Raw genomic sequence first — 26,187 nt, 5'->3', positions numbered from 1 at the left:
AGGATGGTCATCATGGACTTGACATCCATTCAAGACCCGTCATTCTTAAAAAAGATGTCGGTACCCGAGTTAGAAGCGCTCGGCGCAGACATTAGACGGTTTTTGATTGAAAAATTGGCTGAAACGGGAGGGCACTTGGGACCAAACCTAGGGGTTGTCGAATTGACGCTTGCCTTGCACCGTGTATTTGACAGTCCGAAAGACCAACTCGTATGGGACGTAGGGCATCAAGCGTACGTCCACAAAATTTTGACAGGACGAACGAGTCAGTTCGATACGCTCCGTCAATACAACGGCTTATGCGGCTTCCCGAAGCGTTGTGAGAGCGATCATGACGTCTGGGAGACGGGGCACAGCTCGACGTCCTTATCGGCCGCGATGGGAATCGCCATCGCGAACGAGTTGAAAGGACGCTCGAACGACCGGGCCATCGCCATCATCGGGGACGGGGCGCTCACTGGGGGAATGGCGCTCGAAGCGCTCAACCATATTGGCGCCGAGAAACAAAACGTCATCGTCATCTTGAACGATAACGAGATGTCGATCGCGCCGAACGTCGGCGCGATGCACAACATGCTCGGCCGGATGCGGTCGTCACGTAAACTGAAACACGCCCGTGAGGAAGTCGAGACGCTCATCAAACATATCCCGATTGTCGGCAACTCGCTCGAACGGAGCGGGGAACGCGTGAAGGATATGCTGAAATCAGCGCTCATCCCAGGGACGTTCTTCGAAGAGCTCGGGTTCACGTACTTTGGACCGACGGACGGGCACGATTTACGCGACCTGCTCGAGACGCTCGAGTACGCCAAGAAAATCGATGGACCGGTCATCGTTCACGTCATCACGAAAAAAGGCAAGGGCTATCGTCCGGCCGAACTCGATGGTGTCGGCACGTGGCACGGTCTCGGACCGTATAAAATCGAGTCGGGAGAAGTCATCAAAGGCAAGGTCAAAGGACCGAGCTATTCGAAGGTCGTCGCTGAGACGATCACGAAAGTCGCCGAGACGGACGAGCGCGTGACACTCATCACACCAGCGATGAGCGTCGGCTCGAAACTCGATTGCTTCAACAAGCAATTCCCGGAGCGGATGTTTGACGTCGGCATCGCCGAGCAACATGCGGTCACATTGGCCGGAGGACAGGCGACACAAGGCTTGAAGCCGGTCGTCTCGATTTATTCGACGTTCTTCCAACGCGCCTATGATCAGCTCGTGCACGACATTTGCCGTCAAAACTTGAACGTCGTCTTCACGATCGATCGTTCTGGTCTAGTCGGAGCGGACGGGGAGACGCACCAAGGCGTGTTCGATATCGCCTTTATGCGCCACGTGCCGAACATTCGCATCTTGATGGCGAAAGACGAAGAGGAATTGCAACATCTCGTCTATTCGGCGCTGAAGTATGATGAGGGTCCAATCGCCGTCCGTTTCCCGCGCGGCGAAGGAATCGGGACACCGATGAGCGAGACGCTCCGCGAATTGCCACTCGACGTCTGGGAGACGGTCGCGGACGGAACGGATGTCGCCATCTTGACGTTCGGTCCACAAGTGCAAGACGCGCTTGAAGTGCGTGCACTGCTTGAAGGACAAGTGAGCGTCCGTGTCATCAACGCTCGGACGATCAAACCGCTCGACGACGTCATGCTCTCCGCTTTATACGCGGAAGGCATCCCGCTCGTCACGTTAGAGGAAGCGGCGCTCGCCGGAGGTTTCGGCAGCAGTGTGCTCGAACATGCGAGCGATGCCGGGCAGTTCCCGCGTGTGCTCCGACTTGGCATTCCGGACCGCTATATCGAACACGGCGGCGTCAATCAATTGCTCGAAGAAATCGGGCTCCGTCCGACGCAAATCGCTGACTCGGTTCAGCAGTTCGTTCAAGTGACAAATCGACAGAATGTGTGAGGAACTATGGAAAAACGAAAGAAAACTAGATTAGATGTACTCCTCGTCGACCGCGGGTTAGCGGAGACGAGAGAGAAAGCGAAACGGGCCGTCATGGCCGGTCTCGTCTATAGTGGGACCGAACGGCTTGATAAGGCGGGGGACAAAGTGTTTGACGACATCCCGCTCGAAGTGAAAGGCCAAGTGTTGCCATACGTCGGACGGGGGGGACTGAAGCTTGAAAAAGCGCTCCAAGTCTTCCCGTTCGATGTGGCTGGTAACATCGGCATCGATATCGGTTCATCGACAGGCGGGTTTACTGATTGCGCGCTCCAAAACGGCGCTGCGCAGATGTATGCCGTCGACGTCGGTTATAACCAATTGGCATGGAAGCTGCGGAGCGATGACCGTGTCGTCGTCATGGAGCGGATGAACTTCCGCCATGCGACCGCGGACCAGTTTCCGGTGGCGCCGGACTTTGCGACGATTGATGTCTCATTTATCTCGCTTCGGCTCATGATTCCGCCGTTGAAGACGATTTTGAAGCCTAACGGCATCGTCATGGTGCTCGTCAAACCGCAATTTGAGGCCGGGAAGGCCGATGTCGGCAAGAAAGGCATCGTCCGGGACCGTGCCATCCATGAACGGGTCGTCGACGACATGGTCCGTTACTTCGCCTCGGAAGGGTTCGAAGTTGCGGGACTCGACTTCTCGCCGATCACCGGTGGGGATGGGAATATCGAATTCTTATTGTTCGCCCGTTTCACCGGCGTCGGCAGTGTCGACCCAGCCATCGACGTGGACGCGGTCATCGACGCCGCCCACGCGCAATTGAAGAAGAACGCTTGAACTGCAGACGTTTTGTCTGCAGTTTTTTTGTGTCCGCTCGCCGATCCAGGGAATTCATCCCGCGAAAGCTAGACCTTTTTTCTACAATACTTTAGAATGATACTGAGTATGCGAAACATAAAATGAGGTGTCAGCGAGTATGAACAAAGGACAGCGCTTGATTAAAATTCGAGAAATCGTGACCAATCGTGAAATCGAGACACAAGACGAGCTCGTCGATGAGCTCCACCGCTCCGGCTATCCGGTGACGCAAGCGACAGTTTCGCGGGATATCAAAGAACTTCATCTCGTGAAAGTGCCGCTCAACGACGGTCGCTATAAGTATAGTCTCCCGGCCGATCAACGCTTCAATCCGTACGGCAAGATGAAGCGGATCCTCGGTGACAGCTTCGTCTCGGTCGACTCGGCTCAAAACTTGGTCGTCATGAAAGTGTTGCCGGGCAATGCGGATGCGATCGGTGTCTTGATCGATCATTTGTCATGGGACGAGCTGATCGGAACGGTATGTGGAGACGACACGATTTTGATGATCGCCCGTGACGAAGACCAGGCGAAACGAATCATCGAACGACTACTCGGAATGTTATGAGGTGAATTATCGTATGTTAGCAGAACTATCGATCAAACAATTTGCGATCATCGATGAACTGAATATCACGTTCAAACGTGGGATGACCGTATTGACAGGGGAGACCGGGGCCGGGAAGTCAATCTTGCTCGACGCCATCGGTTTGCTCGTCGGGGGACGCGGCTCGAGCGAGTTCGTCCGTTACGGTCAAGACAAGGCGGAGATCGAAGGGCTGTTCATCGTCGAACCGGACCACCCGATCCTCGAGGCGGCGACCCAATACGGGATCGAGATCGAAGAAGGGACCGTCATTTTACGCCGCGACTTACATAGCAGCGGAAAGAGCGTTTGCCGTGTCAACGGCAAGATGATGCCGTTGTCGACGCTACGCGAACTCGGCCGACTGCTCGTCGATATCCATGGCCAGCACGAGCATCAGCACTTGATGGATGCCGAGTACCATCTCGGTATTTTGGACAGCTTTGCCGAAGCCGAGCTCGCCCCGCTCCTCGAGCGATATCGCGAGGCTTACGTCGATTGGAAAAACGTCGCCGATGAGTTGAAACGGTTGAGTCAAAGTGAACAAGAGTTGGCCCAACGCATGGACTTGCTCGCGTTCCAGACGAATGAGATCGAGGCGGCCGAGTTGAAAGTCGGTGAAGAACAGGCGCTCACGGAGGAACGGAACGAGCTCGCCAACTTCGAGCGGATTCATCAGCACGTCCGGTTATCGTATGAGGCGGTCGCGGATGAGGCGAAAGGGCTCGACCAGATCGGCATCGCCATGCGCGAGATGGAGGAAGCCTCCGCGTTGTCGACATCGCTCGCGCCGATGGCCGAGACGATCTCGAACGCTTACTTCTTGCTCGAAGACGCGAAATTTCAGTTGCGTGACCAGCTCGACTCGCTCGAATTCGACCCGATCCGGCTCGATGAGATCGAGACGCGGCTCGCTTTGTTCCAACAGCTGAAGCGGAAATACGGGGCCACGATCGACGAGGTCATCACGTACGGGGAAAAAATTGCTGATGAGTTAAAATCGATGACGAATCGGGAAGAACATTTGCAAGAACTATCGGACCGGCTCGCCCAGCTCGAACAAAAAGTACGTACGTCCGGGCTGGCGCTATCGGCGGCCCGTAAACAAGCGGCTACCGAGCTCGAGAAGGCGATTCAGCGTGAATTGAAAGAATTATATATGGAGAAGACCCAGTTCGAAGTTCGGTTCAAAGAAGGACCGTTCAAGGCGGACGGGCTCGATCAAGTCGAATTCTATATGATGACGAACGTCGGGGAGCCTTTCAAGCCGCTCGCCAAAGTGGCCTCCGGCGGAGAATTGTCCCGCGTCATGCTCGCCTTGAAGTCGATTTTCTCGCGAACGGTCGGCGTCGCGTCAATCATTTTCGATGAAGTGGACACGGGTGTCTCAGGACGGGTCGCCCAAGCGATGGGTGAGAAGATCTTCCGTCTGTCGGTCGGCTCACAAGTGCTCTGTATCACCCATTTGGCTCAAGTGGCCGCCATGGCGGATCAGCACTTGTACATCACGAAGACGGAGACGGATGATCGCACGAAGACGAACGTCTCCACGCTCGGTCATGCCGAACGAGTCGATGAGCTCGGGCGCATGATCGCCGGGGCGCAGATGACGGATTTGACGAAACAACATGTGGAGGAACTGCTCACTATGTCTCTCCAATTAAAACGGAAGTTTATCGAAGGGGTGTCTTAATTGATCACATTATGCATCGCGGACGACAATCGAGAAATCGTCGACTTGTTGACCCGCCAACTCGAGTCCGAGGACGACTTAAAAGTCGTCGGGACCGCCTACGACGGCGAGGCATGCTTAGACGTCGTCAAGACACACCAGCCGGACGTGCTGCTGCTCGACATCATCATGCCGCACCTGGACGGCATCGGCGTCCTCGAACGGTTACAGACGGAATTGGCTCACGCCAAACCGGAAGTGATCATGCTCAGTGCGTTCGGGAAAGATGAAGTGACGAAACAGGCCGTTCAACTCGGCGCTTCTTACTTTTTGGTCAAGCCGTTCAACATTCAACAATTGATCACGAAAATCCGCGAACTCGCCGCTGGTTCGAGCCGAGAATTCGAGGCGATGTCGCCGGAAGAACTCGACATCTCGCTGTTATTGCAACAACTCGGGATTTCACCGCGCATCAAAGGGTTCAAATATATTCGTCAAGCCGTCGTCTACGTCCGGGAGCGTCAAGAGCTGCTCGGATTGATCACGAAGGAACTGTATCCGATGATCGCGAAAGAGCATGAGACGACGTCGTCCCGTGTCGAGCGAGCGATGCGCCATGCCATCAAGACGGCATGGGAGAACGGGATGCGCGACCATGAGATGTTCGATGGCCGGCCTGAGCGCGAGCGCAGTCCGAAAAACTCTGAATTCATTTCTTATTTCGTCACGTATCAATCGTTTAAACAGCAATGACCGATCAGGGGGTTCTCCTCCTGATTTTCTTTAATATTGTGAAAGAAAGCGCTTGCAAAATTACCGGAACTTGTTATAATAAAGGTGTACCAAGTTACTTGGACGAGCGTCAGATGAACGCTTTCTAACGTGTTCCGGAACAGGTTAGAGCAAGAAATCATCTCGGACCGCTATCCGTCAATAGCTCAGAGGTGGGAACGACATCTCAAATCGTCATCGTCCCGACGAGAGGTCGCGACGTACGCTCATTCGCGAGGCGATTCCGGCATCGGTTCGAAGCTAGGGACCGTGTTCGGGGAAAACGAATCGTTCAGTTGACCAAAAGGAGTGTTGTCAACCGTTGAACAGTTTATGGCAAGCGTTCGACTTCACGATGGATGGTTCGACATGACCCGATGACTATTTGTTAGTAACTCGAATGGGTACGTTTCCGTTCACGCAAGACGGCAGTTACTAATTTCTTTCAAACTTCTTCATTAAGAAGACCATTGGACCTCATGTCACAAGATTGTAGCAAGTAGGAGAGGAGATCATCCGTAGTGATCACAATTCAATACGAATAAAAAGGTTCCGCACTTGAAATGAAGTCAAGTTAGGGAACCTTTTTTTGTGTTCAAGAATCTATTCGCGGGACTTTGCCTGTTTTCTTGTCACGATTGAAGATATAACCTGCCACAAAACCGATCCCGCCCATCGCGATCAACAGCCCGAACGTTCCTTGGAGCATGGAGGCGGCTGCCACCGACTCGATCCAAGAGAATGGGACGCTCGTCTTGAGGAAGAAACTGTCGCGAAGCAACTTGATGCCATAGACACCAAGTAGGCCAGGGATGATCAAGATCAGCAGTGCGATGATACGCATAGGATCTCCTCCTTAACACTCATTATTTTAACAGAAAATACATAGCTCGACACGGCCTTTTTTGCGAGGTTGCGAAATCAGTTCAGGTTCAGTAGCATGGATGCAGAACGGTAAAATGGGGGATATTAGAATGAATAAACGATTGATGATTGTCGGTGCGGGGAAAGGCGGGACCGAGGTGTTGAAGATGTTGCTCGACTCGCCGCTCGTCACCGTCGTCGCCGTCATCGACCCGGAAGCGATGGCCGAAGGCGTGCAGCTCGCGCGCAACCACGGGATTATGACGGCGGGGGATTGGCGGGTATGTGCTGCAACACGTCTCGATTTCGTGATTGAGACGACCGGACGCTCTGAGACGTTTGATGAGTTGAAAGAACATTTTGCGGACGCGGTCGTCTTGCCCGGGGAGTTCATCCGTATCGTCGTCGAACGCTTGAAACAGAACCAACAGATGCTCGAGGCAATCATCGACTGTACGAGCGAGGCGATCTCCGTCGCCGACCATAACGGGAATACGATTTTAATCAACCCTTCTTATACCCGATTGACGGGATTCAAAAAAGAAGACGTGGTCGATAAGCCGGCGACGGCCGATATCGGCATGCAGGAGAGCGTCCATTTGAAAGTGCTCTCGACAGGCCAAGGTGTCCGTGACATCCGGATGCAAATCGGCGCGACGCGGCGTGACATTCTCGTCAACGCCGAGCCGATCATCGTTGAAGGGAAACTGCGCGGCTCGGTCGGCGTCATTCGCGACGTCTCCCAAATTCGGGCGCTCCGGGACGAGTTGCAAGAAGCAAAGACACGAATCCGCAACCTTGAGGCGAAATACCAGTTCGCCGACATCATCGCGTCGAGCGACGCGATGCGCTTCGTCATCGAACAGGCCCGCCTCGCCGCGGTCACGCCGGTCACCGTCCTCATTCGCGGGGAGTCGGGGACGGGCAAGGAACTGTTCGCCCACGCCATCCACGGTGAGTCCCCGCGTAAATATAAGAAATTCGTCCGCGTCAATTGCGCGGCCATCTCCCCGACGCTCCTCGAGAGTGAGTTGTTCGGTTATGAGGACGGTGCCTTCAGTGGGGCGAAACGTGGTGGGAAGGTCGGCTATTTCGAAGAGGCCGATGGCGGCTCACTCTTCTTAGACGAAATTGGCGAACTGCCGGTCGACGTCCAAGTCAAACTCCTCCGTGTCCTGCAGGAACATGAGATCGTCCGGGTCGGGGGCACGAATGCGATTCCGGTCGACGTCCGCATCATCGCGGCGACGAACGCCGACCTCGAACAGAAAGTGGCGGACGGCACGTTCCGTGAAGACTTGTACTATCGGATCAATCGGATGCCGATTCATATCCCGCCGCTCCGGGACCGGCTTGAAGAAGTCGAGCCGCTCTGTGAGCGCATCGTCCGTAAATTGAATCAAGAGTACGGCCGCAGTGTGCGCGGTGTGAACCGTGAGGCGACCGAACTGCTGAAGAGCCAATACTGGAAAGGCAACGTCCGTGAACTCGAGAACGTGCTCGGCCGGGCGATGATCTATATGGCGAGCAGCGAACAGTGGATCGCCCCGCACCATCTTCAACTCTCGGCCCGTGTCCCGTCGACACGACCGACCGACGCGCTTTCCTTGCAAGACGCCGTCGCACGTTACGAACGAGATTTGATTGAACGGGCGATCGAGGAAGCGGACGGCAACAAGTCGGAAGCGGCTCGTCGATTACACATCTCGATCCGAACGCTGTATAATAAACTTGAACGTCTGCAATAAATTACCTGCACTTTTTTTCATACCATGCAATAATGTGCGTAATGCGCAACTGATTAAAGCGCTTTCAAAAATGGAAACAATCTTGCATGATAGTAAGTGAAGACAGGCAAGGGGGGACACGCATGAATTTTGAACGGATGCTCGAACAAGCGAAACAACTGAACGGGCGCACCGTCTCGATCGCCGGGGCGGCCGACGTAGAAGTCATCCGCGCCGTCAAGCTCGCGACCGATCACGGATTATCTCGGTTCAAACTGATCGGGGAGGCCCGAGAGATTAAACGATTGTGTGATGATCACGGCATCGACGAGGACGCGGTCGACATCATCCACGTCAAAGGCGACAAAGAGATTGCCAAACGGGCCACACTCGCCGTCAAAACGGGGGAAGCCGATGTGCTCATGAAAGGAATGGTCGCGACGTCGACGTTCATGAAAGCCGTGCTCAGCCGGGAGACGGGGCTGAGGACGAACCGGACGCTCAGCCATATCGCCCTGTTCCAAATCCCGAATCGGGACCGGCTGATCGGGGTGACCGACGCGGCGATCCATATCGCGCCGACGCTCGATGAAAAAGTCGACATCATTCATAACGCCGTGGCGGCGATGCATGACATCGGTTACGCGTCGCCGAAAGTGGCCGCCATCGCGGCGGTCGAAGTCGTCAATCCGCAGATGACGGCGACACTGGACGCCGCACTGCTCAGTCAGATGAACCGGCGCGGACAAATCAAAGGTTGTATCGTCGACGGGCCGCTCGCGCTCGATAACGCCGTCGACATGGTCGCGGCCAAACAGAAAGGCATCGCCAGCGACGTCGCCGGACAAGCCGACCTATTGCTCGTCCCATACATAGAGGTCGGCAACGTCCTTTATAAGTCGATGATGTACTTTGCCGGAGCAAGTGTGGCGGCCATCGTCGTCGGCGCGGCCGCCCCGGTCGTCTTGACGAGTCGGGCCGATACGGCCGAGGCCAAGCTGTACTCACTCGCGTTCGCATTACTGCACGCCAAAAAATAAACTACGCATATGGAGGAATCATCAATGATGGAAACTAACATGGAACCACGCTTTCGTATTTTCGACGTCTTACAGGCTGAAGACTATGAGCAGATCGTCTTCTGTCAAGATCAGGCGTCGGGATTGAAGGCGATTATCGCGATTCATGATACGACGCTCGGACCGGCTCTCGGGGGGCTACGGATGTGGAACTACGCTTCAGAAGAAGAGGCGCTCACGGACGTTCTCCGTCTCGCCAAAGGGATGACGTACAAGAACGCGGCGGCGGGACTCAACCTTGGTGGCGGGAAGGCCGTCATCATCGGCAATGCGAAGACGGATAAATCAGAGGCGTTGTTCCGTGCATTCGGCCGTTACGTCCAATCGCTCAGCGGCCGTTATATCACGGCCGAGGACGTCAATACGACGGTCGCCGATATGGACTTCATCCACATGGAGACTGATTACGTGACCGGTGTCAGCCCGGCGTTCGGATCGAGCGGCAACCCGTCACCGGTGACGGCGTATGGCGTATACCGCGGCATGAAGGCGGCAGCCAAATGGAAATTCGGCTCGGACTCACTTGCTGGCAAGACGGTCGCCGTCCAAGGGGTCGGGAACGTCGCCTATAACTTGTGCCGCCACTTGCACGAGGAAGGGGCACACTTGGTCGTCACCGACATCAACGAAGAGGCGCTCAAACGGGCCGAGACGGACTTCGGCGCGACGGTCGTCAAGCCGGACGAGATTTATGCGGTCGATTGTGACATCTTCGCCCCGTGTGCGCTCGGTGCGGTCATCAATGACAAGACGATTCCGATGCTCAAAGCCCAAATCGTCGCCGGAGCGGCCAACAACCAGCTCGCTGAGGATCGTCACGGGGACGTGCTCGAGGAGCGCGGTATCCTTTACGCCCCAGACTTCGTCATCAACGCGGGCGGTGTCATCAACGTGGCCGACGAGCTCGAAGGCTATAACCGCGAGCGGGCGATGAAGAAAGTCGAGCTCATTTACGACAACATGCAGCGCGTCTTCGAGATTGCCGAACGGGACGGTGTCCCGACCCACGTCGCGGCCGAGAAGATGGCTGAAGAGCGCATTCAGATGATGGCACGTTCACGCAGCCAGTTCTTGAAAGTCGAAAAGAGTCTGTTAGGTGGTCGCTAAAATGACAAGACAGCTCATTCTTGCCATCAACCCTGGTTCGACTTCGACGAAGGTCGGCTTGTTTGACGGAGCGGTCGAGATCATGTCTCGGACCGTCCGTCATGGGGCCGACGTCACAGGATTGTCAATTCCGGAGCAACTGTCGCATCGGGAACGGGAAGTACGGGCCTTGTTGGCCGAGACGGGCATCGCGGGCGAGGACTTGTCCGCGATCGTCGGTCGCGGTGGCTTGCTTGCCCCGATGACGTCGGGGACGTACGCCGTCAATCCGCTCATGCGGGAAGACTTGGCGAGCGGACGTTTCGGCATGCACGCCTCGAACTTAGGCGGTTTGCTCGCCCACAAGCTCGGCGAATTATTTCAAGTACCGAATTTTATCGTTGATCCAGTAGTCGTCGACGAGCTCGGACCGCTCGCGCGACCAACGGGAATGCCTGAAATCAACCGACGCAGCATCTTCCACGCCTTGAACCAAAAGGCGGTCGCGAAGCGTTTTGCCGCCGAAAATGGAAGCGATTACAAAGAGCTTAACCTGATCATCGCTCACCTCGGAGGCGGCATCACGGTCGGTGCCCATGCCAAAGGGACAGTCATCGATGTGAACAACGGACTCGATGGCGACGGACCGCTCGCGCCGGAACGAGCCGGTTCGATTCCTGTTGGACAGGTAGTAGAACTATGTTATAGTACCAGGTATAAAGAGTCGGAAATGAAACAGAAAATCGTCGGACGCGGAGGTCTGTTTGCCCACCTCGGGACGTTCGACGCGATCGAAATCGAACAGCGGATGGCAGACGGTGATGAGCAAGCCGCACTCCTTTACGAGACGATGGCGTACCGGGTCGCCCAAGAGATCGCCAAACATGGCGCCACCTTATTTGGTGACGTCGACGCGATTCTATTGACGGGCGGCATCGCCTATTCGACTTGGCTGACCGAGCAAATCAGTGCGCGCGTCGGCTATTTGGCGCCGGTCCACATCTATCCTGGTGAAGATGAGTTGAAGGCACTCGCCGAAGGCGCACTCCGGGCCATCCGACAAGAAGAAGCAGTTCGAGAATATGAGGGGGATACACATGGCACGAGAATTTGAGATCGTCGTCATCGGCGGCGGTCCTGGCGGATATGTCGCGGCCATCAAGGCGGCCCAAGCCGGTAAAACTGTCGCAATCGTGGAGGCCGAGAAACTCGGCGGGACATGTCTACATAAAGGATGCATCCCGACGAAGGCGTTGTTGAAAGCGGCCCACGTCTATCAGACGGCGAAACATGGGAGCGCCTACGGCGTCGAGACGGGAACGGTCACGTTCAACATGGAACGCGCCCAGTCGTTCAAACGCGATTTGGTCGCAGGGCTTGAGAAAGGCATCGAGCACTTGATGAAACAAGGCAAGATTGAGGTATTCCGCGGCAAGGCCTCGATTTTAGGGCCGAGCATCTTCTCGCCGCAGCCGGGAACGGTCGCGGTCGAGGACAGCTCGGGCGAGTCTGAGCTCATCTTGCCGAACCAGCTCATCATCGCGACGGGGTCGATTCCGCGCGAACTGCCTGGTCTGCCGTTTGACCATACACGGATTTTAAACTCGGACGACCTGCTCCAATTCGAACAGTTGCCGGCATCGATCGCCATCGTTGGCGGTGGGGTCATCGGTGTCGAATGGGCCTCGATGCTCATCGACCTCGACGTTGACGTCACCTTGATCGAAGTCGGAGAGCGACTGTTGCCGCTCGAAGACAAGGCGGTGTCACGGGAAGTCGAACGACTCCTGAAAAAACGGGGCGTCCGTGTGTTGAAGAACGTCACTGTCAATCCGGAGCGTACAGAAGTAGCAACCGATGCCGTCTCGCTCGCGGTCGGCGAAGAGACGATCTCGGTCGAGTGTGTGCTCGTCTCGGTCGGACGGGTCGCCCATACGGAACATCTCGGGTTACAGAACACATCGATTGTCGTCGAGAACGGTGTCATCCAAGTCGATGAGCAGTATCGGACGAAAGAACGTCACATCTTCGCCATCGGGGACTGCATCGGCAAGCTCCAGCTCGCCCATGTCGCCTCAGCGGAAGGTGTCAAGGCGGTCGAGACGATTCTCGGTCACGAGCCGACTCCGCTCGATTATGTGTTGATTCCGCGTTGCGTCTACGGGGTGCCGGAAGTCGCATCGGTCGGCATGACCGAGGAAGCGGCCAAAGCGGCCGGTCATGAAGTGAAGACGGGCACGTATCGTTTCAACGGTCTCGGCAAGGCCCGCATCGAAGGACAGGCGGACGGATTCGTCAAGCTCGTGTCCGACAAGTCGACCGACGACCTGCTCGGTGTGCATATCGTCGGGCCAAAAGCGACAGAATTGATCACAGAAGGCGGACTCGCTCTCGTCTTGAACGCCACGGCATGGGAAATGGGCCAACTCGTCCATCCTCACCCGGCGCTGAGCGAAGCGTTCCAAGAAGCGGCACTGGCCGTTGACGGATTACCGATTCACGCCTAAGGAGGAAACAGAATGGAACAGATGACTGTGAATTCATATGAGGAACTAGGATTGACGAAACAAGACCTCGGTGCGATGTACGAGACGATGGTCCGCGCCCGTAAAATCGATGAGCGCATGTGGAAATTGAACCGTGCCGGAAAAATCCCGTTCGTCGTCTCGTGTCAAGGACAAGAGGCGGCCCAAGTCGGGGCAGCGTTCGCGCTCGAAAAAGGGACGGACTATATTCTCCCGTATTACCGCGATGTCGCCGTTGTCCTCCACTTCGGACAGACGGCTCGCGACTTGATGTTGTCGGCGTTCGCCAAGGCGGAAGACCCGAACTCGGGCGGTCGTCAGATGCCAGGGCATTTCGGTTCAAAACAGCACCGCATCGTGACGGGTTCGTCTCCGGTGACGACGCAAGTACCGCATGCGGTCGGTGTGGCGCTCGCCGCCAAACTGAAAAAAGAAGAGCTCGTCACATTCGTATCGTTTGGAGAAGGCTCATCGAACCAAGGCGACTTCCACGAAGGTGCAAACTTCGCGGGCGTGCATAAGTTGCCTGTGATTTTGTTCTGTGAGAACAACAAATACGCCATCTCGGTACCGCTCTCGAAGCAACTCGCTTGTGAGCGCGTATCGGACCGCGCCAAAGGTTACGGGATGCCGGGCGTCACGGTCGATGGGACAGATCCGATTGCCGTCTATGTCGCCGTGAAAGAAGCCCGCGCCCGCGCTCTTCGCGGCGAAGGCCCGACGCTCATCGAAGCCGAAGTCGAACGTCTCGTACCGCACTCGTCGGATGACGATGACAAAGCGTACCGCTCGGTCGAAGAGTTGGCTGACCTTAAAAATCGCGACGGGAATCAATTGTTCCGGAAGCGTTTGATCGAGGATGGCGTCATGACCGAGGAAGAACTCGCAGAGATCGAGGCGAACGTCGATCGTGAAGTCAATGAGGCGACTGCGTACGCCGACAAGGCACCATATGCGTCTCCTGAATCGACGATGGACCATGTGTACGAGGAGGAAATGTGATGAAAACGTTTATTGAAGCGATCAATGAAGCGATCCATGAAGAGATGGAACGCGATGAGAACGTCTTCGTGCTCGGGGAAGATGTCGGCGTCCGAGGCGGTGTGTTCCGCGCGACCCAAGGCTTGATTGAGAAGTACGGCGAGGACCGCGTCATCGATGCGCCGCTCGCCGAGAGCGCGATCGCAGGTGTCGGAATCGGGGCGGCAATGTATGGCATGCGTCCGATTGCCGAAATGCAATTCGCCGACTTCATCATGCCGGCGGTCAACCAAATCGTCTCGGAAGCGGCGAAAATCCGCTATCGTTCAAATAACGATTGGACGTGCCCGATGGTCATCCGTGCACCGTTCGGCGGCGGAATCCATGGTGCGCTCTATCACTCTCAATCGGTCGAGGCGATGTTCAACTCGACGCCTGGACTCAAGGTCGTCATCCCGTCCGATCCGGTCGATGCGAAAGGATTGCTCAAGGCAGCCATTCGTTCGAACGACCCGGTCCTCTTCTTTGAGCACAAACGGGCGTATCGTCTATTGAAGTCGGAACTCCCGACCGAAGAGTATACGGTCGAGATCGGCAAGGCCGCCGTCAAGCGGGAAGGTGACGACATCACGATCATCACGTACGGTCTGTGCGTCCACATGGCCCAGGAAGCGGCGAAGACGCTTGAAGCCGAAGGGGTCAGCACGCACATCCTCGATTTGCGCACAATTTATCCGCTCGACCAAGACGCCATCGTTGAAGCCGTCAAGAAAACCGGGAAAGTGCTCCTCGTCACCGAGGACAATAAAGAAGGCAGCATCATCGGGGAAGTCGCGGCCATCATCGCTGAGAAAGCACTATTTGAACTCGATGCGCCGATCGAACGTCTGGCGGGACCGGACGTTCCGTCGATGCCGTACGCACCACCGATGGAGAAGTTCTTCATCGTCTCCCCTGAAAAAATCGCGGAGCGGGCACGTCAGCTCGCCGCCTTTTAAGGAGGGGTCATATGGAACAGACAATTAAAATGCCACAGCTCGGGGAAAGTGTCACCGAGGGGACGATCACGACGTTTCTCGTCAAACCAGGTGACCGCGTCGAGGAGTATGAGCCGCTCGCCGAGGTCATGACCGATAAAGTGACGGCTGAGATCCCGGCGACGAGTGCCGGCGTCGTGAAAGAAATGTTAATCAGTGAAGGGGACACGGTCGCCGTCGGCACGCCAGTCCTCATCATGGAAGTCGAAGGTGCCGAGTCTACACCGGCAAAAGCAGAACCGAAAGCAGAACCGGCACAAGTCGAATCGGCCCCGGTCGAGACGAAACAAGCGGTCACTGCCTCGTCGTCCGCCCCGCGAAAACAGAATAATGGACGTTTCTCGCCGGCGGTCATCCGACTCGCCAATGAGAATGCGATCGACTTGAACGAGCTCAACGGCAGCGGCCTCGGTGGTCGCATCACGCGCAAAGATGTCCTCCGCTACTTGTCAGAAGGCCGTCCGGTCAAACCGGAAGCAGCGACGCAGGCGCCAGTCCAAGAGACGATGACCCAAGTGAAGCTCGAAGTGCCTGAAACAGTTGCTGCCCCGGCTGTAACGCCAGCTGCTACGACTTCTGCTGACGTCTCAACGGACCGCGTCGAATTGATTCCGACAGCCGGTGTCCGTCAAGCGATCGCCAACAACATGGTCCGCTCGAAACATGAGGCCCCGCATGCGTGGCTCATGATCGAGGTCGATGTGACGAACCTCGTCTCAGCCCGGGCCAAGTTGAAAGACGAGTTCTTCAAGCGCGAAGGTGTCAAACTGACATTCATGCCGTTCTTCATGAAGGCGGCGATCGAGGCGTTGAAAAAACATCCGATGATGAACTCGGAATGGGCGGGCGATCACATCAAAGTCCATCAAGATATCCATCTGTCGGTCGCCGTCGCAGCGAACGACGCCCTCTACGTCCCGGTCATCAAACATGCGGACGAGAAGAACATCAAAGGGCTCGCCGTCGCCCTTCAAGACGTGGCGGCCCGTGCCCGCGGCAACCGTTTGAAAGCGGACGAGATGCGCGGCGGCACGTTCACGATCAACAACACGGGTGCGTTCGGTTCGATTCAATCGGCACCGATCTTGAACTATCCGCAAGCGGCCATCCTGTCGGTCGAGTCGATCGTGAAACGTCCGGTTTGGGTGAATGGGATGTTCGCGGCGCGTGACATGGTCAACTTGTGTATGTCGGTCGACCACCGCGTCCTCGACGGTCTCGTCGCCGGTCAATTCTTGCAGGCGATCAAGCAGTCGCTCGAATCGATCGATCCAGACACGTATACGCTCTATTGATTCACGTCCTGCCTTCAGTCGAAGGCAGGACTTTTTATATGAAAAATAAAAAAAGCCACGGGAATTGTCCGTGGCAACATGGTTCAGATGGAACGTTCAATCAATGCCTCGAGATCGCGGCGAATCCGTTCGGGCGAGGCGAGCTCGGTGTTCGTATAGCTGAGTCGGTGCGTCGACTCGTCGGTCCCCGTCAAGTCGGCGAACAGGCTGCCTAGATTATGGACGCTCTTGTCGACTTGAATCAATAAGTCTAGAGACGACTCCGTTTGAAGCATGACGACTTCAAGCTCATCGAGTTTGCGTCCATAGCTCGTCCCGTTCGGCGAGTATTCGAGCTCTTGGGCGATCGGGAGACGGCCCGAACGATGGCGGGCCGGGAGCATCTCCGTATCAGCTTTTTTCAAGCGGAAACCGATGTCATCGAGCACGTCGAGGACGACCTGTTGAGCGTGGTTCGGTTTGACGAGAATCGAGTCCTCGTCTTTCGGGTCGACGGCCTGGGCGATATCGAGACCGGTCTCAATCCACGATTTCGATTGGCTGACCGAAATCGGCGTGTTGAACGGCACGTCGATCGTGAACGGGATTTCCTTCACTTCTTCGGGACCAATCATGAACGGCGCCTCGTTCAACAAGATCTTCTCAATCGTGAACGTCGAGTACGTCGTCTTGTCATTCACCTCATGTTTATAGAGCGTGTTGAAGAAGATGTAAATCCGGTCGACCGATTGCTCGGTACTGCCGCCCTTGATATGGACGACACCATCGAGCGTCCCGCCTGGCACACAGGCGTTCTCCGCGAGCCGTGTATCGACCGTCGCGGCGCCGATTCCAATCGATGATAATAACTTTTTGAACATACAATAATCCTCCTTTGACGTTTGCACGTGTTCGTGTAATAGTATGTACGAATACACGTGACTAAAAGTTTCGAAACTATTGAAAAAAGGATGAACGCAGTGGAATATACAGAGTTAAAACAGCGACTCGCTGATGTGATTCGCCAGAACGAGCTCGTGACGGCGACAGTCAGCCAACCACGTCAAAAGTCGAACGATTTGCGCCGGGTCAAATTGAAGCCGGTCCTGTTGAAAGGCGAGTACCATATACAGTTCGAATACCAATTTGAACGGGTGATGAAACATAAAAATCTCACACCGGACGAGGCGGTCATCGAGCTCGATGAATTGCTCGAGACGTTCCGCCAAGGTCAGTTCCAGTTGACGGCGTCCGAGGTCCACTTTCAACTGTCTAAAAAGTTCAAAGTGACGTTCAAAGAACGTGAGACGGCCGTCAAACAAGTGAAGCTGAGCCATAACCGCGAGAAGCAGTATTTGTTACCGCTCGATGAACCGGTACCGTTCCTCATCCGCCTCGGCGTCCAGTCCGAGGACGGAAAAGTGAAGCGTCAAAAATACGACAAGTTCAAACAAATCAACCGCTTCCTCGAGTTTATCGAAGACTCAATCAAACATTTACCGACCGACCGGACCGTCCGGATTCTCGATTTCGGCTCAGGGAAGTCATATTTGACGTTCGCCCTCTATCACTTCTTGCATGAAATGAAAGGCTATGACGTCCATATCACAGGGCTCGATTTGAAGAAAGAAGTCATCGAAGAATGTGCCGGGATTGCCCGTGACCTCGGCTATGAGCGCCTCGAGTTTCTCGTCGGGGACATCAACGAGTTCGAAGGCGAGACGGCGGTCGATATGGTCGTCACGCTTCATGCCTGTGACGTCGCGACGGACATGGCGCTCGCCCGGGCCGTTCGCTGGGGAGCTAAAGTCATCTTGAGCGTCCCTTGTTGTCAAAAAGAATTGAATCGTCAACTCGAGGCGCCGAGCCTCGACGTCATGTTGCAGCATGGGCTCATCAAAGAACGGTTCGCGGCGCTCGCCACCGATTCGATTCGGGCCGAATTACTTGGACTCGTCGGCTATGAGGCGCAACTGCTCGAGTTCATCGACATGGAGCACACGCCGAAGAACATCCTCATCCGGGCCTATTTGACGAACCGGGAAGCGACCGCTGAAGCGCGGGCCCGCTATGTGGCCTTCAAGACGCTGTTGAACGCGACACCGTTCCTCGAAGGACAATTGAGCGATAGACTTGTCCTAACCGATCCACTAGACGTAAAATAAGAAAGAACAGACGTAAGTCGAAAGGGGAAACAATATGGATTTTCAATTATACTTTCAAGATGTAGTCGAACAAGCTCGCAATGAGGTACGCGCTGCAGGGTACACAGAACTCACGACACCGGAAGAAGTCGACGCGGCGTTAACAAAAGAAGGCAAAACGCTCGTGCTCGTCAACTCGGTATGTGGCTGTGCTGGTGGCATCGCTCGTCCGGCAGCAGCGTACGTGAACAAGATGGAAGGCGTCAAACCGGACCAGTTCGTGACTGTGTTCGCGGGTCAAGACCGTGAAGCGACGGACCGGGCCCGTGAATACTTCGAAGGTTACGCCCCGTCGTCACCATCGATCGCGCTGTTAGAAGACGGCAATATCGTCACGATGGTCGAACGGAGCACGATCGAGTCATCGACGGCCGAAGAGCTCGTCGAGCAGTTACAGACGTTGTTCGATATTTACTACGCCTAAGAAGTGAGCGCAGAGGCATTGCCTTTGCGCTTTTCCTTAAGAAGGGATCGATGAGATGGAACCAGTCGTCAAAATCATGAGCGAGGCCGAATATACGATTGCTTTGTCGCGCGGCGAGATCAACGAGCCGACCCTCCAGACGGAAGGTTATATTCGTTGTTGCACCCCGCAACAGATCGGCAAATTCGTGCGTCGACATTATCATGGGGAGCGAGTCGTGCTCGTCTCGTTCCATGTCGGACGTCTCGGCAGCCTGCTCCACTACGAGTTTGACGAGGACGGGGAACGCTATCCCCACGTGTATAGCGCCATCCCGATCGCGTCGGTCAAACGGGTGCAGCCCTACGGCTCTCGCGACAACGGTACGGTCACTTATTTTGCTTACGAGCGAATGTGACCGTATTTTTTTTATATTTTATGCATGAATATACTTTACAAGTAATAATTATGTGTATATAGTGGTTGAAGAACAAGTCGGACATATGATGAGTTGAAGAACAGTTGAGCACTATTCACGTATATGTCATAATTTTGTTAAAGTTCTGATAATTTCATCCTATATGAAGAAAGGGACGATGAATATGAAAAAAGGTTTTCTAGCATTATGTATCGCAAGTCTTGCCGCTTTCACGGTAGCTTGTGGGGCAGACGTGAACGAAGGAGGTTCGACGTCGACCGATGAGGAGGATAAAGTCATCGTCATGGGGACGAGTGCGGACTACTTCCCATATGAGTTCGTCGATACGGCGAACGGCGACGAGATCGTCGGTTTCGATATCGACATCGCCAAGCAAGTGGCCGAGAACATGGGCTACGAATTGAAAATTGAAGACATGGACTTCGGGAGCCTGCTCGGAGCGCTCAACGCCGGTCGTGTCGATTTCGTCATGGCAGGGATGACGCCGACGGAAGAGCGGAAAGAGAACGCTGATTTCTCAGACATCTACTTCACGGCGAAGAACTTGATTTTGTCAAAAGGGGATGCCATCCAATCGCTTGAAGACTTGGACGGAAAACAAGTCGGGGTCCAGCTCGGTTCGATTCAAGAAGGGATTGCCAAAGAGCAAATCCCGGGCGCTGAAATCGTCGCCTTGAACAAGATTCCGGAGATCATCCAGGAAATCAAGACAGGCCGCATCGATGCGATGGTCATCGAGGACACGGTCGCGAAGAAATATCTCGACCAAGACAGCGAACTTTCAACGTTTGAAATCGTCGATGAAGAAGAGGCCGGTTCTGCCGCCGCCTTCCGTAAGGACGATGAGCTTCGCGATCAATTCAATGAAGAATTGAACAAGATGATCGATTCAGGAGACATCGAGAAGTTGGCACAAAAATGGTTCGAACAAGAAGCAGCACCAGCTGAATAAAGATTGAAGAAGGCTGACTGAAAATATCAGTCAGCCTTTTTTTAGGAGGAACTCACAATGGATTTTAGTCGGATTTATGATTCTATCCCGTATATTCTCGAAGGGATCCCGGTCATGTTTCAAGTCGTGCTCGTCTCGGCCTTGCTCGGGATCACGCTCGGGGTCGTCGTCGCCACATTCAAGATCGTCCCAAACCGTCTCGTCAACTTCATCGGGCACGCCTACACGGCCGTGTTCCGCGGGACACCGCTCATCTTGCAACTCGCGATCATCCACTTCGGGTTACCGCAATTGACCGGTTATATCACGACGCCGTATCAGTCGGCCGTCATCGCCTTCTCACTCAACTCGGCGGCGTATATCTCGGAAATCATTCGGGCCGGGATTCAAGCGGTCGATAAAGGCCAGTGGGAAGCGTCGGATGCCCTCGGCGTCCCGTACGTCAAACAACTGCGGTCAATCATCTTGCCGCAGGCGTTCAAAAACATCTTGCCGGCCCTCGTCAATGAGATGATCACGCTCACGAAAGAATCGGCGCTCGTCTCGACGGTCGGTGTGCTCGACATCATGCGTCGGGCGCAAATCGTCGGTGGGCAAAAGGCGATCTACTTTGAACCGCTCCTGTTTGCCGGTGTGATATACTTTACAATAGTGATGGTGTTGACGTATCTTGGTCAACGTCTAGAAAAACGGCTTAGAAAGAGTGATGGCAGATGATACAAGTAAAGGATTTATACAAACAATTTGGTGACCTCGAGGTCCTCAAAGGCATTACGACATCGATTGAGAAAGGGGAAGTCGTCGCCGTCATCGGTCCGTCCGGTTCCGGGAAATCGACGTTCCTCCGTTGCTTGAACATGCTTGAAGTGCCGACGTCCGGCACGGTCAGCGTCGCCGGCTATGAGCTCACGAAAAAAGGGGCGAACGTCTCGAAGGCTCGTCAAAACATCGGCATGGTGTTCCAACAGTTCAACTTGTTCCCGCATATGAGCGTGCTCGACAATTTGACGTACGCGCCGATCAACGTCTTGAAAGTGAGCAAGGCCGAAGCGATCGAACGGGCGAAAAAGCTCCTCGAACGCGTCGGATTATCGGAGAAGATTGACGCTTACCCGAGTCAACTGTCAGGTGGACAGAAGCAACGGGTCGCGATCGCCCGGGCGCTCGCCATGGAGCCGAACGTCATGTTGTTCGATGAGCCGACGTCAGCGCTCGACCCAGAGATGGTCAACGAAGTGCTCGATGTCATGAAAGGGCTCGCCGAGTCTGGGATGACGATGGTCGTCGTCACGCACGAGATGGGCTTTGCCCGTGAAGTGGCGGACCGTGTCCTCTTCCTCGACGAAGGCATCTTGATGGAGGAAGGCAAACCGGCCGACCTGCTCCTCAACCCGCAGACCGACCGCGCAAAACGCTTCTTAGAAAAAGTATTATAAGTGAAAGATTCCATCTGATAACAGAAAGGGAGGATTTCTATGAAGATCACCTACTATGGCCATGCGACCGTACAACTCGATATCGACGGGACATCCGTCTTGATCGACCCGTTCCTGACGAGCAACCCGCATACGGACGTCGACCCGGCGAGCGTCAAAGCAGACTATATCCTGCTCACCCACGCTCATTTCGACCATATCGAAGACGTGGAACTGATCGCGAAACAGACGGGCGCGACAATCGTCGCGACGCACGAACTGGCGACGTATTATGAGAAAAAAGGCTATTCGGTCCACGGGATGAACATCGGGGGCGGCCATTCGTTTTCGTTCGGTCGCGTCACGATGACGCAGGCGTTCCATAGCTCGAGTCTTGATATGGGGGACGTCCCGGTCTACATGGGTATGCCGGGCGGGTTCATCATCGAGACAGAGGCGCTCACGGTGTATCACGCCGGGGACACGGCCCTGTTCTCGGACATGAAACTGTACGGGGAGCGGTTCGATATCGACGTCGCGTTCCTCCCGATCGGTGACAACTTCACGATGGGACCGGTCGACGCACTCGATGCCGCGCACTGGCTCCAAGCGAAACGGGTCGTACCAATTCACTTTGATACGTTCCCACCCATCAAACAAGACGCACAGGCTTTCTGCGATCAACTGCACCAACGCGGCCTCTTGATCGAGCCGAACACGACAATCGAGATTTGATGACGCAACCAGCAGTACTCGAGACCGAACGGTACGTGGCGGCGCTGCATTCCGGGGACTGTACCGGTCATGACATGGCCCACCTCGAGCGGGTGCGCCGCTTAGCCATGCATCTCGCCGAAGGGGGAGACGTCGATCGGCTTGTCTTGACGCTTGCGGCGCTCTTGCACGACGTCGAGGATGAGAAGCTTGGTCGCGAGGCGGGGCTCGTCGCGCGTCACTTGGACACGTTAGCGCTCGATCCGAATCGACGGGCGCACGTCCTGACGATCATCGGTGAGACATCGTTCTCGAAACATAGAAGTCCATCGACGTTGGAAAGTGCCATCCTGCAAGATGCGGATCGACTCGACGCGATTGGGGCGATCGGCATCGCCCGCACGTTCCAATTCGCGGGGTCACGCGGAACGGCTTTATATGACCCGAACGATGCGACAAGTGCGGTCGCCCACTTCGATGATAAGTTGCTCCGGCTCGCGGATGGGATGCATACGGAACGGGCACGACAGATTGCCCGGGAACGCCACGCATTCATGGTCTCATTTTTGGACAGGTTCGAAGCGGAATGGACGGGACAAGACATATGAAACGGCCGAGGAATCTCCTCGGCCGTTTTAGGTTAGAACGGATGTTTATTGAGCCAATGGCCGCCGTCGAGCGAGATACATTCTCCGTTCAAATAGCGCATCTCGTCCGACGCCATCCAATAGGCGAGGTCGGCAATCTCTTCGGGTGTGCCGAACCGTCCGAGCGGCACGTTACGACGGATGCGCTCGACTTCTTTGACGTGGACGGCGAGTTTGTCGGCACCACCGGTCCGCTCGATTGGGCCCGGGCTGATCGCGTTCACGCGTGCCCCGAACTGATACCCCCATTCGACGGCGAGCGTCCGCGTCAAATTGAGCACCCCGGCCTTGGCGGCGGCGCTCGGGGCGACACCGGCGCCCGCTTGCCAGGCGTAGGAGGCGACCATGTTGATGATGGAGCCGTCCCGCAGTTGCTCCCGTTCCCAATGTTTGCCGAGGACGTGGGTACAATTGAACGTCCCGTTCAAGACGATGTCGATGACGCTCGTCCAGCCGTTCGGCGTCAAGTCGAGCGTCGGACAGACGAAGTTGCCGGCTGCGTTATTGACGAGCGCATGCACCGGTCCGAACCGTTCGCTGATTTGATCGAGTGCTTGTGAACACGCCTCGTAGTCACGCACATCGTGTTGCACGGCCATCGCTGCTCCGGCCCCGATGGCCTCCAGTTCGCCCATCGCTTCTTGTAGCCGCTCTTCGTTGCGGCCGCTGATGGCGACGTTCCAACCCTCGGTTTTGAATTTTAGCGCCATCGCCTTGCCCATCCCCGATGAGCCACCTGTGATCCAAATCGTTTTCATACAAATCCCCCTTTGGAATGAATGGTCGTTCATTTAGGTATTCGCTCAGCGAAGGGGGGATTCCTGCAAAAAAAATGACGGCCGCCGTGGCCGTCATTTTAGCTGTTTGAAATAGGTCAATCCGAGTTCACGATCGATGCGATACATCGTCCCGGCGACTTTCTCGCCCCAATATGGGTCCGAGGCGTAAAAGACGTTGACGCCTTCTTGTTTATTGCCCGGAAACGGACCGCGGTCGTAATCTCCGGTCACGTACTTCTCGGCGAATAAACGAGCCGCCGCATCGATGCTCGCCTCGACAGATGGATAAGAGGCCGCATTTCCGCTCGGATCGTTGTCGGTCGCTTGGAAGCCGAACAAGTTATTTTTTTCACGGGCGATGGCAGACGTACCGAAACCGGACTCGTGTCCGGCTACAGCCATGAGGAACAAGGCGTTGATGCCGAATTCGGCCTCGGCGTCCTTGAAGGCGTCGCCTTTCCCAGCGAGCGGGCTATCGTCGAGTGATTCGAGGAACTCGTCGAGCTCGCGAGCCGAATACGGTGCCTTCGACGCGATTGAAGCGAATTGGTAGGGCGAATCGAACACGTCGCGTACGTCCTCCGTGTAATATCGATCGGACGACTGTTGTGGCGCCGGTCCGACGAGAAACGTCCCGGCCAAATTGCCGTTCGCCTCGACGGTATGGAACACTTGTCCGTCCTGCATCTGATAGAAGCCGCGCCGCTCGACGACGGCGTCCGGGTAAAGCGTCATGTCGGCCGGCTTCACGTAGACATCGGCCCCAGAGATATTTACCAACAAATGCTTGTCGCCCGTTTGCATGAGACGGAGACGTGTTCCACCGGCGACATAGGACTGCCGTTTCTTAAACTCGGCGTCCTGATATAGGTTTGTGATTCGGTCGGTCGGGGTGACCGCGATTCCAGTACCTGTGAAATCGATGACGTCTCCCGACGCATCGAGTAGGGCGCGATTGCCCCCGCGTTCCATGTAGGCGCGCGCCTCATCGAGCGACTCGAACGCCCGGGTCGAGACATCCCCGTTGTCATAGGTCTGAACGGTATACGACCCGCTCGGACGATCTTGGAGCCAAAAGAAACCGGATATGGCGAGAGCGAGCGTGAGAATCGTCGGGATCACGCCGCGTTTCTTTCTTTTCAATACGATCACTTCCAAACATATGGATTGCCAAACGGAAGAAACTAGTGAACAATTTTGTGAGAGAGGAGGAGATATTATGAAAATCGGATCACGTACGCTCAAGACGGCGGCAGCCGCCGGGATTGCCATGCTCATCTCGGAGACGATCCATCTCGACTATTACGTCTTCGCGGCCATCATCGCCATCCTCAGTATTCAGGAGACGCGGAAAAAGTCGTTTCGGGCCTCCTATGAACGAGTCATGGCCAGCTTGATTGCCATCGGCATGGGTGCGTTGATGTTCACCTTGCTCGGCTATTCGCCAGCGACGCTCACACTTTATTTTGTCATGTTCATCCCGCTCGTACAACAGCTCAAACTGCAAGATGGCATGATCACAAGTGTCGTCATCCTGACACATCTGTATACGGAAGGACAGTTCTCACTCGATTTGTTCGTGAACGAGTTGTTGTTGATCGCCATCGGGGTCGGGGTCGGGCTCGTCGTCAACATGTATATGCCGACGCTCGATAAAGAGATCGAACGCATCAAGGACAATATCGACCGGGCGCTCGCCGTACATTTTTATGATGTGGCCGCATGTGTCGAGACCGGTGTCTATAACGACCATTCGATGATGCTGTTGAAGACACGCGATTATTTGAAGCAAGGAAAAGATCTTGCGCTCCGCCGGATGGGGAATTCGATCGGGAAGCGGAACGAGGACATGGATTACTTGTACTTCCGAATGCGGGAGCGGCAATATGACATCTTGAAACGCATCGCCGAGAACTCACGGGAAATCACACTCGTCGTCAATGAAGCCAAACCGGTCGCGACATTCCTTCGACTCGTCGGCGACAACGTCAACCAACAAGCCGACGCCTCGACGTTCTTGCGGGAGCTCGAGGAGACGATTGAGCATTATCGAAAAAACGTACCCCTCCCCACGTCACGTGAGGAATTTGAGGTACGTTCATCGTTGCTCAATATTTTGTCTGATGTGAAGAGCTACTTGATTTTGAAAGAGCGCTATATCCTATTGTTACAGGAACATGGCCATCCCCGACAAAAACGTGCTCAATAAAAAGATGGATACGATGACGACGACACCGATTTGAATGATGCGTTGCCGCTTTTTCTGTTTCTTACTCAT

26 protein-coding genes are annotated in these 26,187 nt (G+C 55.2%); 22 read left to right on the top strand and 4 right to left on the bottom strand.

Annotated features, from left to right (window positions below):
- Positions 1 to 12: 12 nt before the first annotated feature.
- From dxs to spo0A, 5 genes are all read left to right on the top strand, one after another.
- A complete protein-coding gene (dxs, locus tag KNP60_RS07775) occupies positions 13 to 1,905 on the top strand; it encodes a 1-deoxy-D-xylulose-5-phosphate synthase (RefSeq protein ID WP_214797250.1) in 1,893 nt (630 codons plus the stop codon).
- 6 nt (positions 1,906 to 1,911) lie between these two features.
- Positions 1,912 to 2,733 carry a TlyA family RNA methyltransferase gene (locus KNP60_RS07770; RefSeq protein ID WP_214797249.1) on the top strand — a complete coding sequence of 274 codons (822 nt, stop codon included), beginning with the start codon at positions 1,912 to 1,914 and terminating at the stop codon, positions 2,731 to 2,733.
- Positions 2,734 to 2,872: 139 nt separating this feature from the next.
- A complete protein-coding gene (gene ahrC, locus KNP60_RS07765) occupies positions 2,873 to 3,322 on the top strand; it encodes a transcriptional regulator AhrC/ArgR (protein ID WP_021067696.1) in 450 nt (149 codons plus the stop codon).
- Positions 3,323 to 3,335: 13 nt separating this feature from the next.
- Positions 3,336 to 5,033, top strand: coding sequence for a DNA repair protein RecN (gene recN, locus KNP60_RS07760; RefSeq protein WP_214797248.1), 1,698 nt, complete (start codon positions 3,336 to 3,338; stop codon positions 5,031 to 5,033).
- On the top strand, positions 5,034 to 5,765 hold the full coding sequence (gene spo0A, locus KNP60_RS07755) for a sporulation transcription factor Spo0A (protein ID WP_034777972.1): 732 nt from the start codon (positions 5,034 to 5,036) through the stop codon (positions 5,763 to 5,765).
- Positions 5,766 to 6,378: 613 nt separating this feature from the next.
- Here the strand turns inward: spo0A and KNP60_RS07750 are convergent.
- Complete coding sequence (locus KNP60_RS07750) at positions 6,379 to 6,627, bottom strand: DUF2627 family protein (RefSeq protein ID WP_034777970.1); 249 nt, start codon at positions 6,625 to 6,627, stop codon at positions 6,379 to 6,381.
- A gap of 130 nt (positions 6,628 to 6,757) precedes the next feature.
- On the opposite strand from KNP60_RS07750, the gene KNP60_RS07745 reads away from it, so the two are divergent.
- From KNP60_RS07745 to KNP60_RS07710, 8 genes are all read left to right on the top strand, one after another.
- Positions 6,758 to 8,395, top strand: a complete 1,638-nt coding sequence (locus tag KNP60_RS07745; RefSeq protein WP_138859277.1) for a sigma 54-interacting transcriptional regulator — start codon at positions 6,758 to 6,760, stop codon at positions 8,393 to 8,395.
- A 122-nt stretch (positions 8,396 to 8,517) separates the two neighbouring features.
- Positions 8,518 to 9,414 (top strand): phosphate butyryltransferase, encoded by an 897-nt coding sequence (gene yqiS, locus KNP60_RS07740; RefSeq protein WP_138859278.1) that lies wholly within the window; start codon positions 8,518 to 8,520, stop codon positions 9,412 to 9,414.
- A gap of 24 nt (positions 9,415 to 9,438) precedes the next feature.
- Positions 9,439 to 10,560, top strand: coding sequence for a Glu/Leu/Phe/Val family dehydrogenase (locus KNP60_RS07735; RefSeq protein WP_214753129.1), 1,122 nt, complete (start codon positions 9,439 to 9,441; stop codon positions 10,558 to 10,560).
- Between the two features lies 1 nt (position 10,561).
- Positions 10,562 to 11,653: a butyrate kinase gene (gene buk, locus KNP60_RS07730; protein ID WP_214797247.1), complete on the top strand. Its 1,092-nt coding sequence runs from the start codon at positions 10,562 to 10,564 to the stop codon at positions 11,651 to 11,653.
- Positions 11,637 to 13,046 carry a dihydrolipoyl dehydrogenase gene (gene lpdA / locus KNP60_RS07725; RefSeq protein ID WP_214797246.1) on the top strand — a complete coding sequence of 470 codons (1,410 nt, stop codon included), beginning with the start codon at positions 11,637 to 11,639 and terminating at the stop codon, positions 13,044 to 13,046. Before buk ends, lpdA begins: the two co-directional genes overlap by 17 nt.
- Positions 13,047 to 13,067: 21 nt before the next feature.
- The gene (locus KNP60_RS07720; RefSeq protein WP_034779950.1) at positions 13,068 to 14,066 is read left to right on the top strand and encodes a thiamine pyrophosphate-dependent dehydrogenase E1 component subunit alpha; all 999 of its coding nucleotides are present in this window, start codon (positions 13,068 to 13,070) and stop codon (positions 14,064 to 14,066) included.
- The gene (locus tag KNP60_RS07715) at positions 14,066 to 15,043 is read left to right on the top strand and encodes an alpha-ketoacid dehydrogenase subunit beta (RefSeq protein WP_034777955.1); all 978 of its coding nucleotides are present in this window, start codon (positions 14,066 to 14,068) and stop codon (positions 15,041 to 15,043) included. Before KNP60_RS07720 ends, KNP60_RS07715 begins: the two co-directional genes overlap by 1 nt.
- Before the next feature lie 11 nt (positions 15,044 to 15,054).
- The gene (locus tag KNP60_RS07710) at positions 15,055 to 16,377 is read left to right on the top strand and encodes a dihydrolipoamide acetyltransferase family protein (protein WP_214797245.1); all 1,323 of its coding nucleotides are present in this window, start codon (positions 15,055 to 15,057) and stop codon (positions 16,375 to 16,377) included.
- 83 nt (positions 16,378 to 16,460) lie between these two features.
- Here the strand turns inward: KNP60_RS07710 and KNP60_RS07705 are convergent, their stop codons facing one another.
- Positions 16,461 to 17,237: a sporulation protein gene (locus KNP60_RS07705; RefSeq protein ID WP_214753139.1), complete on the bottom strand. Its 777-nt coding sequence runs from the start codon at positions 17,235 to 17,237 to the stop codon at positions 16,461 to 16,463.
- A 99-nt stretch (positions 17,238 to 17,336) separates the two neighbouring features.
- Between KNP60_RS07705 and KNP60_RS07700 the strand changes: the two genes are divergently transcribed.
- The 8 genes from KNP60_RS07700 (at position 17,337) to KNP60_RS07665 (ending at position 23,091) form a co-directional block, all read left to right on the top strand.
- Positions 17,337 to 18,521, top strand: coding sequence for a class I SAM-dependent methyltransferase (locus tag KNP60_RS07700; protein ID WP_214753141.1), 1,185 nt, complete (start codon positions 17,337 to 17,339; stop codon positions 18,519 to 18,521).
- A 34-nt stretch (positions 18,522 to 18,555) separates the two neighbouring features.
- Positions 18,556 to 18,984 (top strand): BrxA/BrxB family bacilliredoxin, encoded by a 429-nt coding sequence (locus KNP60_RS07695; RefSeq protein WP_034777946.1) that lies wholly within the window; start codon positions 18,556 to 18,558, stop codon positions 18,982 to 18,984.
- Between the two features lie 55 nt (positions 18,985 to 19,039).
- The gene (locus KNP60_RS07690; protein WP_021067681.1) at positions 19,040 to 19,381 is read left to right on the top strand and encodes a DUF952 domain-containing protein; all 342 of its coding nucleotides are present in this window, start codon (positions 19,040 to 19,042) and stop codon (positions 19,379 to 19,381) included.
- 184 nt (positions 19,382 to 19,565) lie between these two features.
- Positions 19,566 to 20,354: a transporter substrate-binding domain-containing protein gene (locus KNP60_RS07685; protein WP_034777944.1), complete on the top strand. Its 789-nt coding sequence runs from the start codon at positions 19,566 to 19,568 to the stop codon at positions 20,352 to 20,354.
- Between the two features lie 57 nt (positions 20,355 to 20,411).
- Positions 20,412 to 21,071 (top strand): amino acid ABC transporter permease, encoded by a 660-nt coding sequence (locus tag KNP60_RS07680; RefSeq protein ID WP_034777942.1) that lies wholly within the window; start codon positions 20,412 to 20,414, stop codon positions 21,069 to 21,071.
- A complete protein-coding gene (locus KNP60_RS07675) occupies positions 21,068 to 21,790 on the top strand; it encodes an amino acid ABC transporter ATP-binding protein (RefSeq protein WP_214797244.1) in 723 nt (240 codons plus the stop codon). Before KNP60_RS07680 ends, KNP60_RS07675 begins: the two co-directional genes overlap by 4 nt.
- 39 nt (positions 21,791 to 21,829) lie before the next feature.
- Positions 21,830 to 22,504, top strand: coding sequence for a metal-dependent hydrolase (locus tag KNP60_RS07670; protein ID WP_214797243.1), 675 nt, complete (start codon positions 21,830 to 21,832; stop codon positions 22,502 to 22,504).
- Positions 22,504 to 23,091: an HD domain-containing protein gene (locus KNP60_RS07665; protein WP_214797242.1), complete on the top strand. Its 588-nt coding sequence runs from the start codon at positions 22,504 to 22,506 to the stop codon at positions 23,089 to 23,091. The genes KNP60_RS07670 and KNP60_RS07665 overlap by 1 nt, the downstream gene beginning before the upstream one ends.
- Positions 23,092 to 23,123: 32 nt before the next feature.
- Here KNP60_RS07665 and fadH read toward each other — a convergent pair whose 3' ends face one another.
- Together fadH and KNP60_RS07655 are read right to left on the bottom strand one after the other, a co-directional pair.
- Positions 23,124 to 23,888, bottom strand: a complete 765-nt coding sequence (gene fadH, locus KNP60_RS07660) for a 2,4-dienoyl-CoA reductase (protein ID WP_034777934.1) — start codon at positions 23,886 to 23,888, stop codon at positions 23,124 to 23,126.
- Between the two features lie 93 nt (positions 23,889 to 23,981).
- Positions 23,982 to 25,061: an N-acetylglucosaminidase gene (locus KNP60_RS07655; RefSeq protein ID WP_353048643.1), complete on the bottom strand. Its 1,080-nt coding sequence runs from the start codon at positions 25,059 to 25,061 to the stop codon at positions 23,982 to 23,984.
- Between the two features lie 67 nt (positions 25,062 to 25,128).
- On the opposite strand from KNP60_RS07655, the gene KNP60_RS07650 reads away from it, so the two are divergent.
- The gene (locus tag KNP60_RS07650; RefSeq protein ID WP_034777929.1) at positions 25,129 to 26,118 is read left to right on the top strand and encodes an aromatic acid exporter family protein; all 990 of its coding nucleotides are present in this window, start codon (positions 25,129 to 25,131) and stop codon (positions 26,116 to 26,118) included.
- Positions 26,119 to 26,187: the final 69 nt, after the last annotated feature.

It is taken from the genome of Exiguobacterium sp. s5, assembly GCF_018618075.1.
Lineage (GTDB): Bacteria > Bacillota > Bacilli > Exiguobacteriales > Exiguobacteriaceae > Exiguobacterium > Exiguobacterium mexicanum_A.
The sequence above is the reverse complement of the archived record's forward strand: the minus strand, read 5'-3'. Positions and strand labels throughout refer to the sequence as shown.

Excerpts from the sequence above, each read along its gene's own strand:
- fadH (WP_034777934.1), bottom strand. The coding sequence starts at position 23,888 with ATGAAAACGATTTGGATCACAGGTGGCTCATCGGGGATGGGCAAGGCG.
- dxs (WP_214797250.1), top strand. The coding sequence starts at position 13 with ATGGACTTGACATCCATTCAAGACCCGTCATTCTTAAAAAAGATGTCG.
- KNP60_RS07710 (WP_214797245.1), top strand. The coding sequence starts at position 15,055 with ATGGAACAGACAATTAAAATGCCACAGCTCGGGGAAAGTGTCACCGAG.
- KNP60_RS07745 (WP_138859277.1), top strand. The coding sequence starts at position 6,758 with ATGAATAAACGATTGATGATTGTCGGTGCGGGGAAAGGCGGGACCGAG.
- KNP60_RS07675 (WP_214797244.1), top strand. The coding sequence starts at position 21,068 with ATGATACAAGTAAAGGATTTATACAAACAATTTGGTGACCTCGAGGTC.
- KNP60_RS07650 (WP_034777929.1), top strand. The coding sequence starts at position 25,129 with ATGAAAATCGGATCACGTACGCTCAAGACGGCGGCAGCCGCCGGGATT.
- KNP60_RS07715 (WP_034777955.1), top strand. The coding sequence starts at position 14,066 with ATGAAAACGTTTATTGAAGCGATCAATGAAGCGATCCATGAAGAGATG.
- KNP60_RS07665 (WP_214797242.1), top strand. The coding sequence starts at position 22,504 with ATGACGCAACCAGCAGTACTCGAGACCGAACGGTACGTGGCGGCGCTG.
- lpdA (WP_214797246.1), top strand. The coding sequence starts at position 11,637 with ATGGCACGAGAATTTGAGATCGTCGTCATCGGCGGCGGTCCTGGCGGA.
- KNP60_RS07735 (WP_214753129.1), top strand. The coding sequence starts at position 9,439 with ATGATGGAAACTAACATGGAACCACGCTTTCGTATTTTCGACGTCTTA.
- yqiS (WP_138859278.1), top strand. The coding sequence starts at position 8,518 with ATGAATTTTGAACGGATGCTCGAACAAGCGAAACAACTGAACGGGCGC.
- KNP60_RS07680 (WP_034777942.1), top strand. The coding sequence starts at position 20,412 with ATGGATTTTAGTCGGATTTATGATTCTATCCCGTATATTCTCGAAGGG.
- buk (WP_214797247.1), top strand. The coding sequence starts at position 10,562 with ATGACAAGACAGCTCATTCTTGCCATCAACCCTGGTTCGACTTCGACG.
- KNP60_RS07705 (WP_214753139.1), bottom strand. The coding sequence starts at position 17,237 with ATGTTCAAAAAGTTATTATCATCGATTGGAATCGGCGCCGCGACGGTC.
- KNP60_RS07690 (WP_021067681.1), top strand. The coding sequence starts at position 19,040 with ATGGAACCAGTCGTCAAAATCATGAGCGAGGCCGAATATACGATTGCT.
- ahrC (WP_021067696.1), top strand. The coding sequence starts at position 2,873 with ATGAACAAAGGACAGCGCTTGATTAAAATTCGAGAAATCGTGACCAAT.
- recN (WP_214797248.1), top strand. The coding sequence starts at position 3,336 with ATGTTAGCAGAACTATCGATCAAACAATTTGCGATCATCGATGAACTG.
- KNP60_RS07750 (WP_034777970.1), bottom strand. The coding sequence starts at position 6,627 with ATGCGTATCATCGCACTGCTGATCTTGATCATCCCTGGCCTACTTGGT.
- KNP60_RS07685 (WP_034777944.1), top strand. The coding sequence starts at position 19,566 with ATGAAAAAAGGTTTTCTAGCATTATGTATCGCAAGTCTTGCCGCTTTC.
- KNP60_RS07720 (WP_034779950.1), top strand. The coding sequence starts at position 13,068 with ATGACTGTGAATTCATATGAGGAACTAGGATTGACGAAACAAGACCTC.
- KNP60_RS07670 (WP_214797243.1), top strand. The coding sequence starts at position 21,830 with ATGAAGATCACCTACTATGGCCATGCGACCGTACAACTCGATATCGAC.
- KNP60_RS07695 (WP_034777946.1), top strand. The coding sequence starts at position 18,556 with ATGGATTTTCAATTATACTTTCAAGATGTAGTCGAACAAGCTCGCAAT.
- KNP60_RS07770 (WP_214797249.1), top strand. The coding sequence starts at position 1,912 with ATGGAAAAACGAAAGAAAACTAGATTAGATGTACTCCTCGTCGACCGC.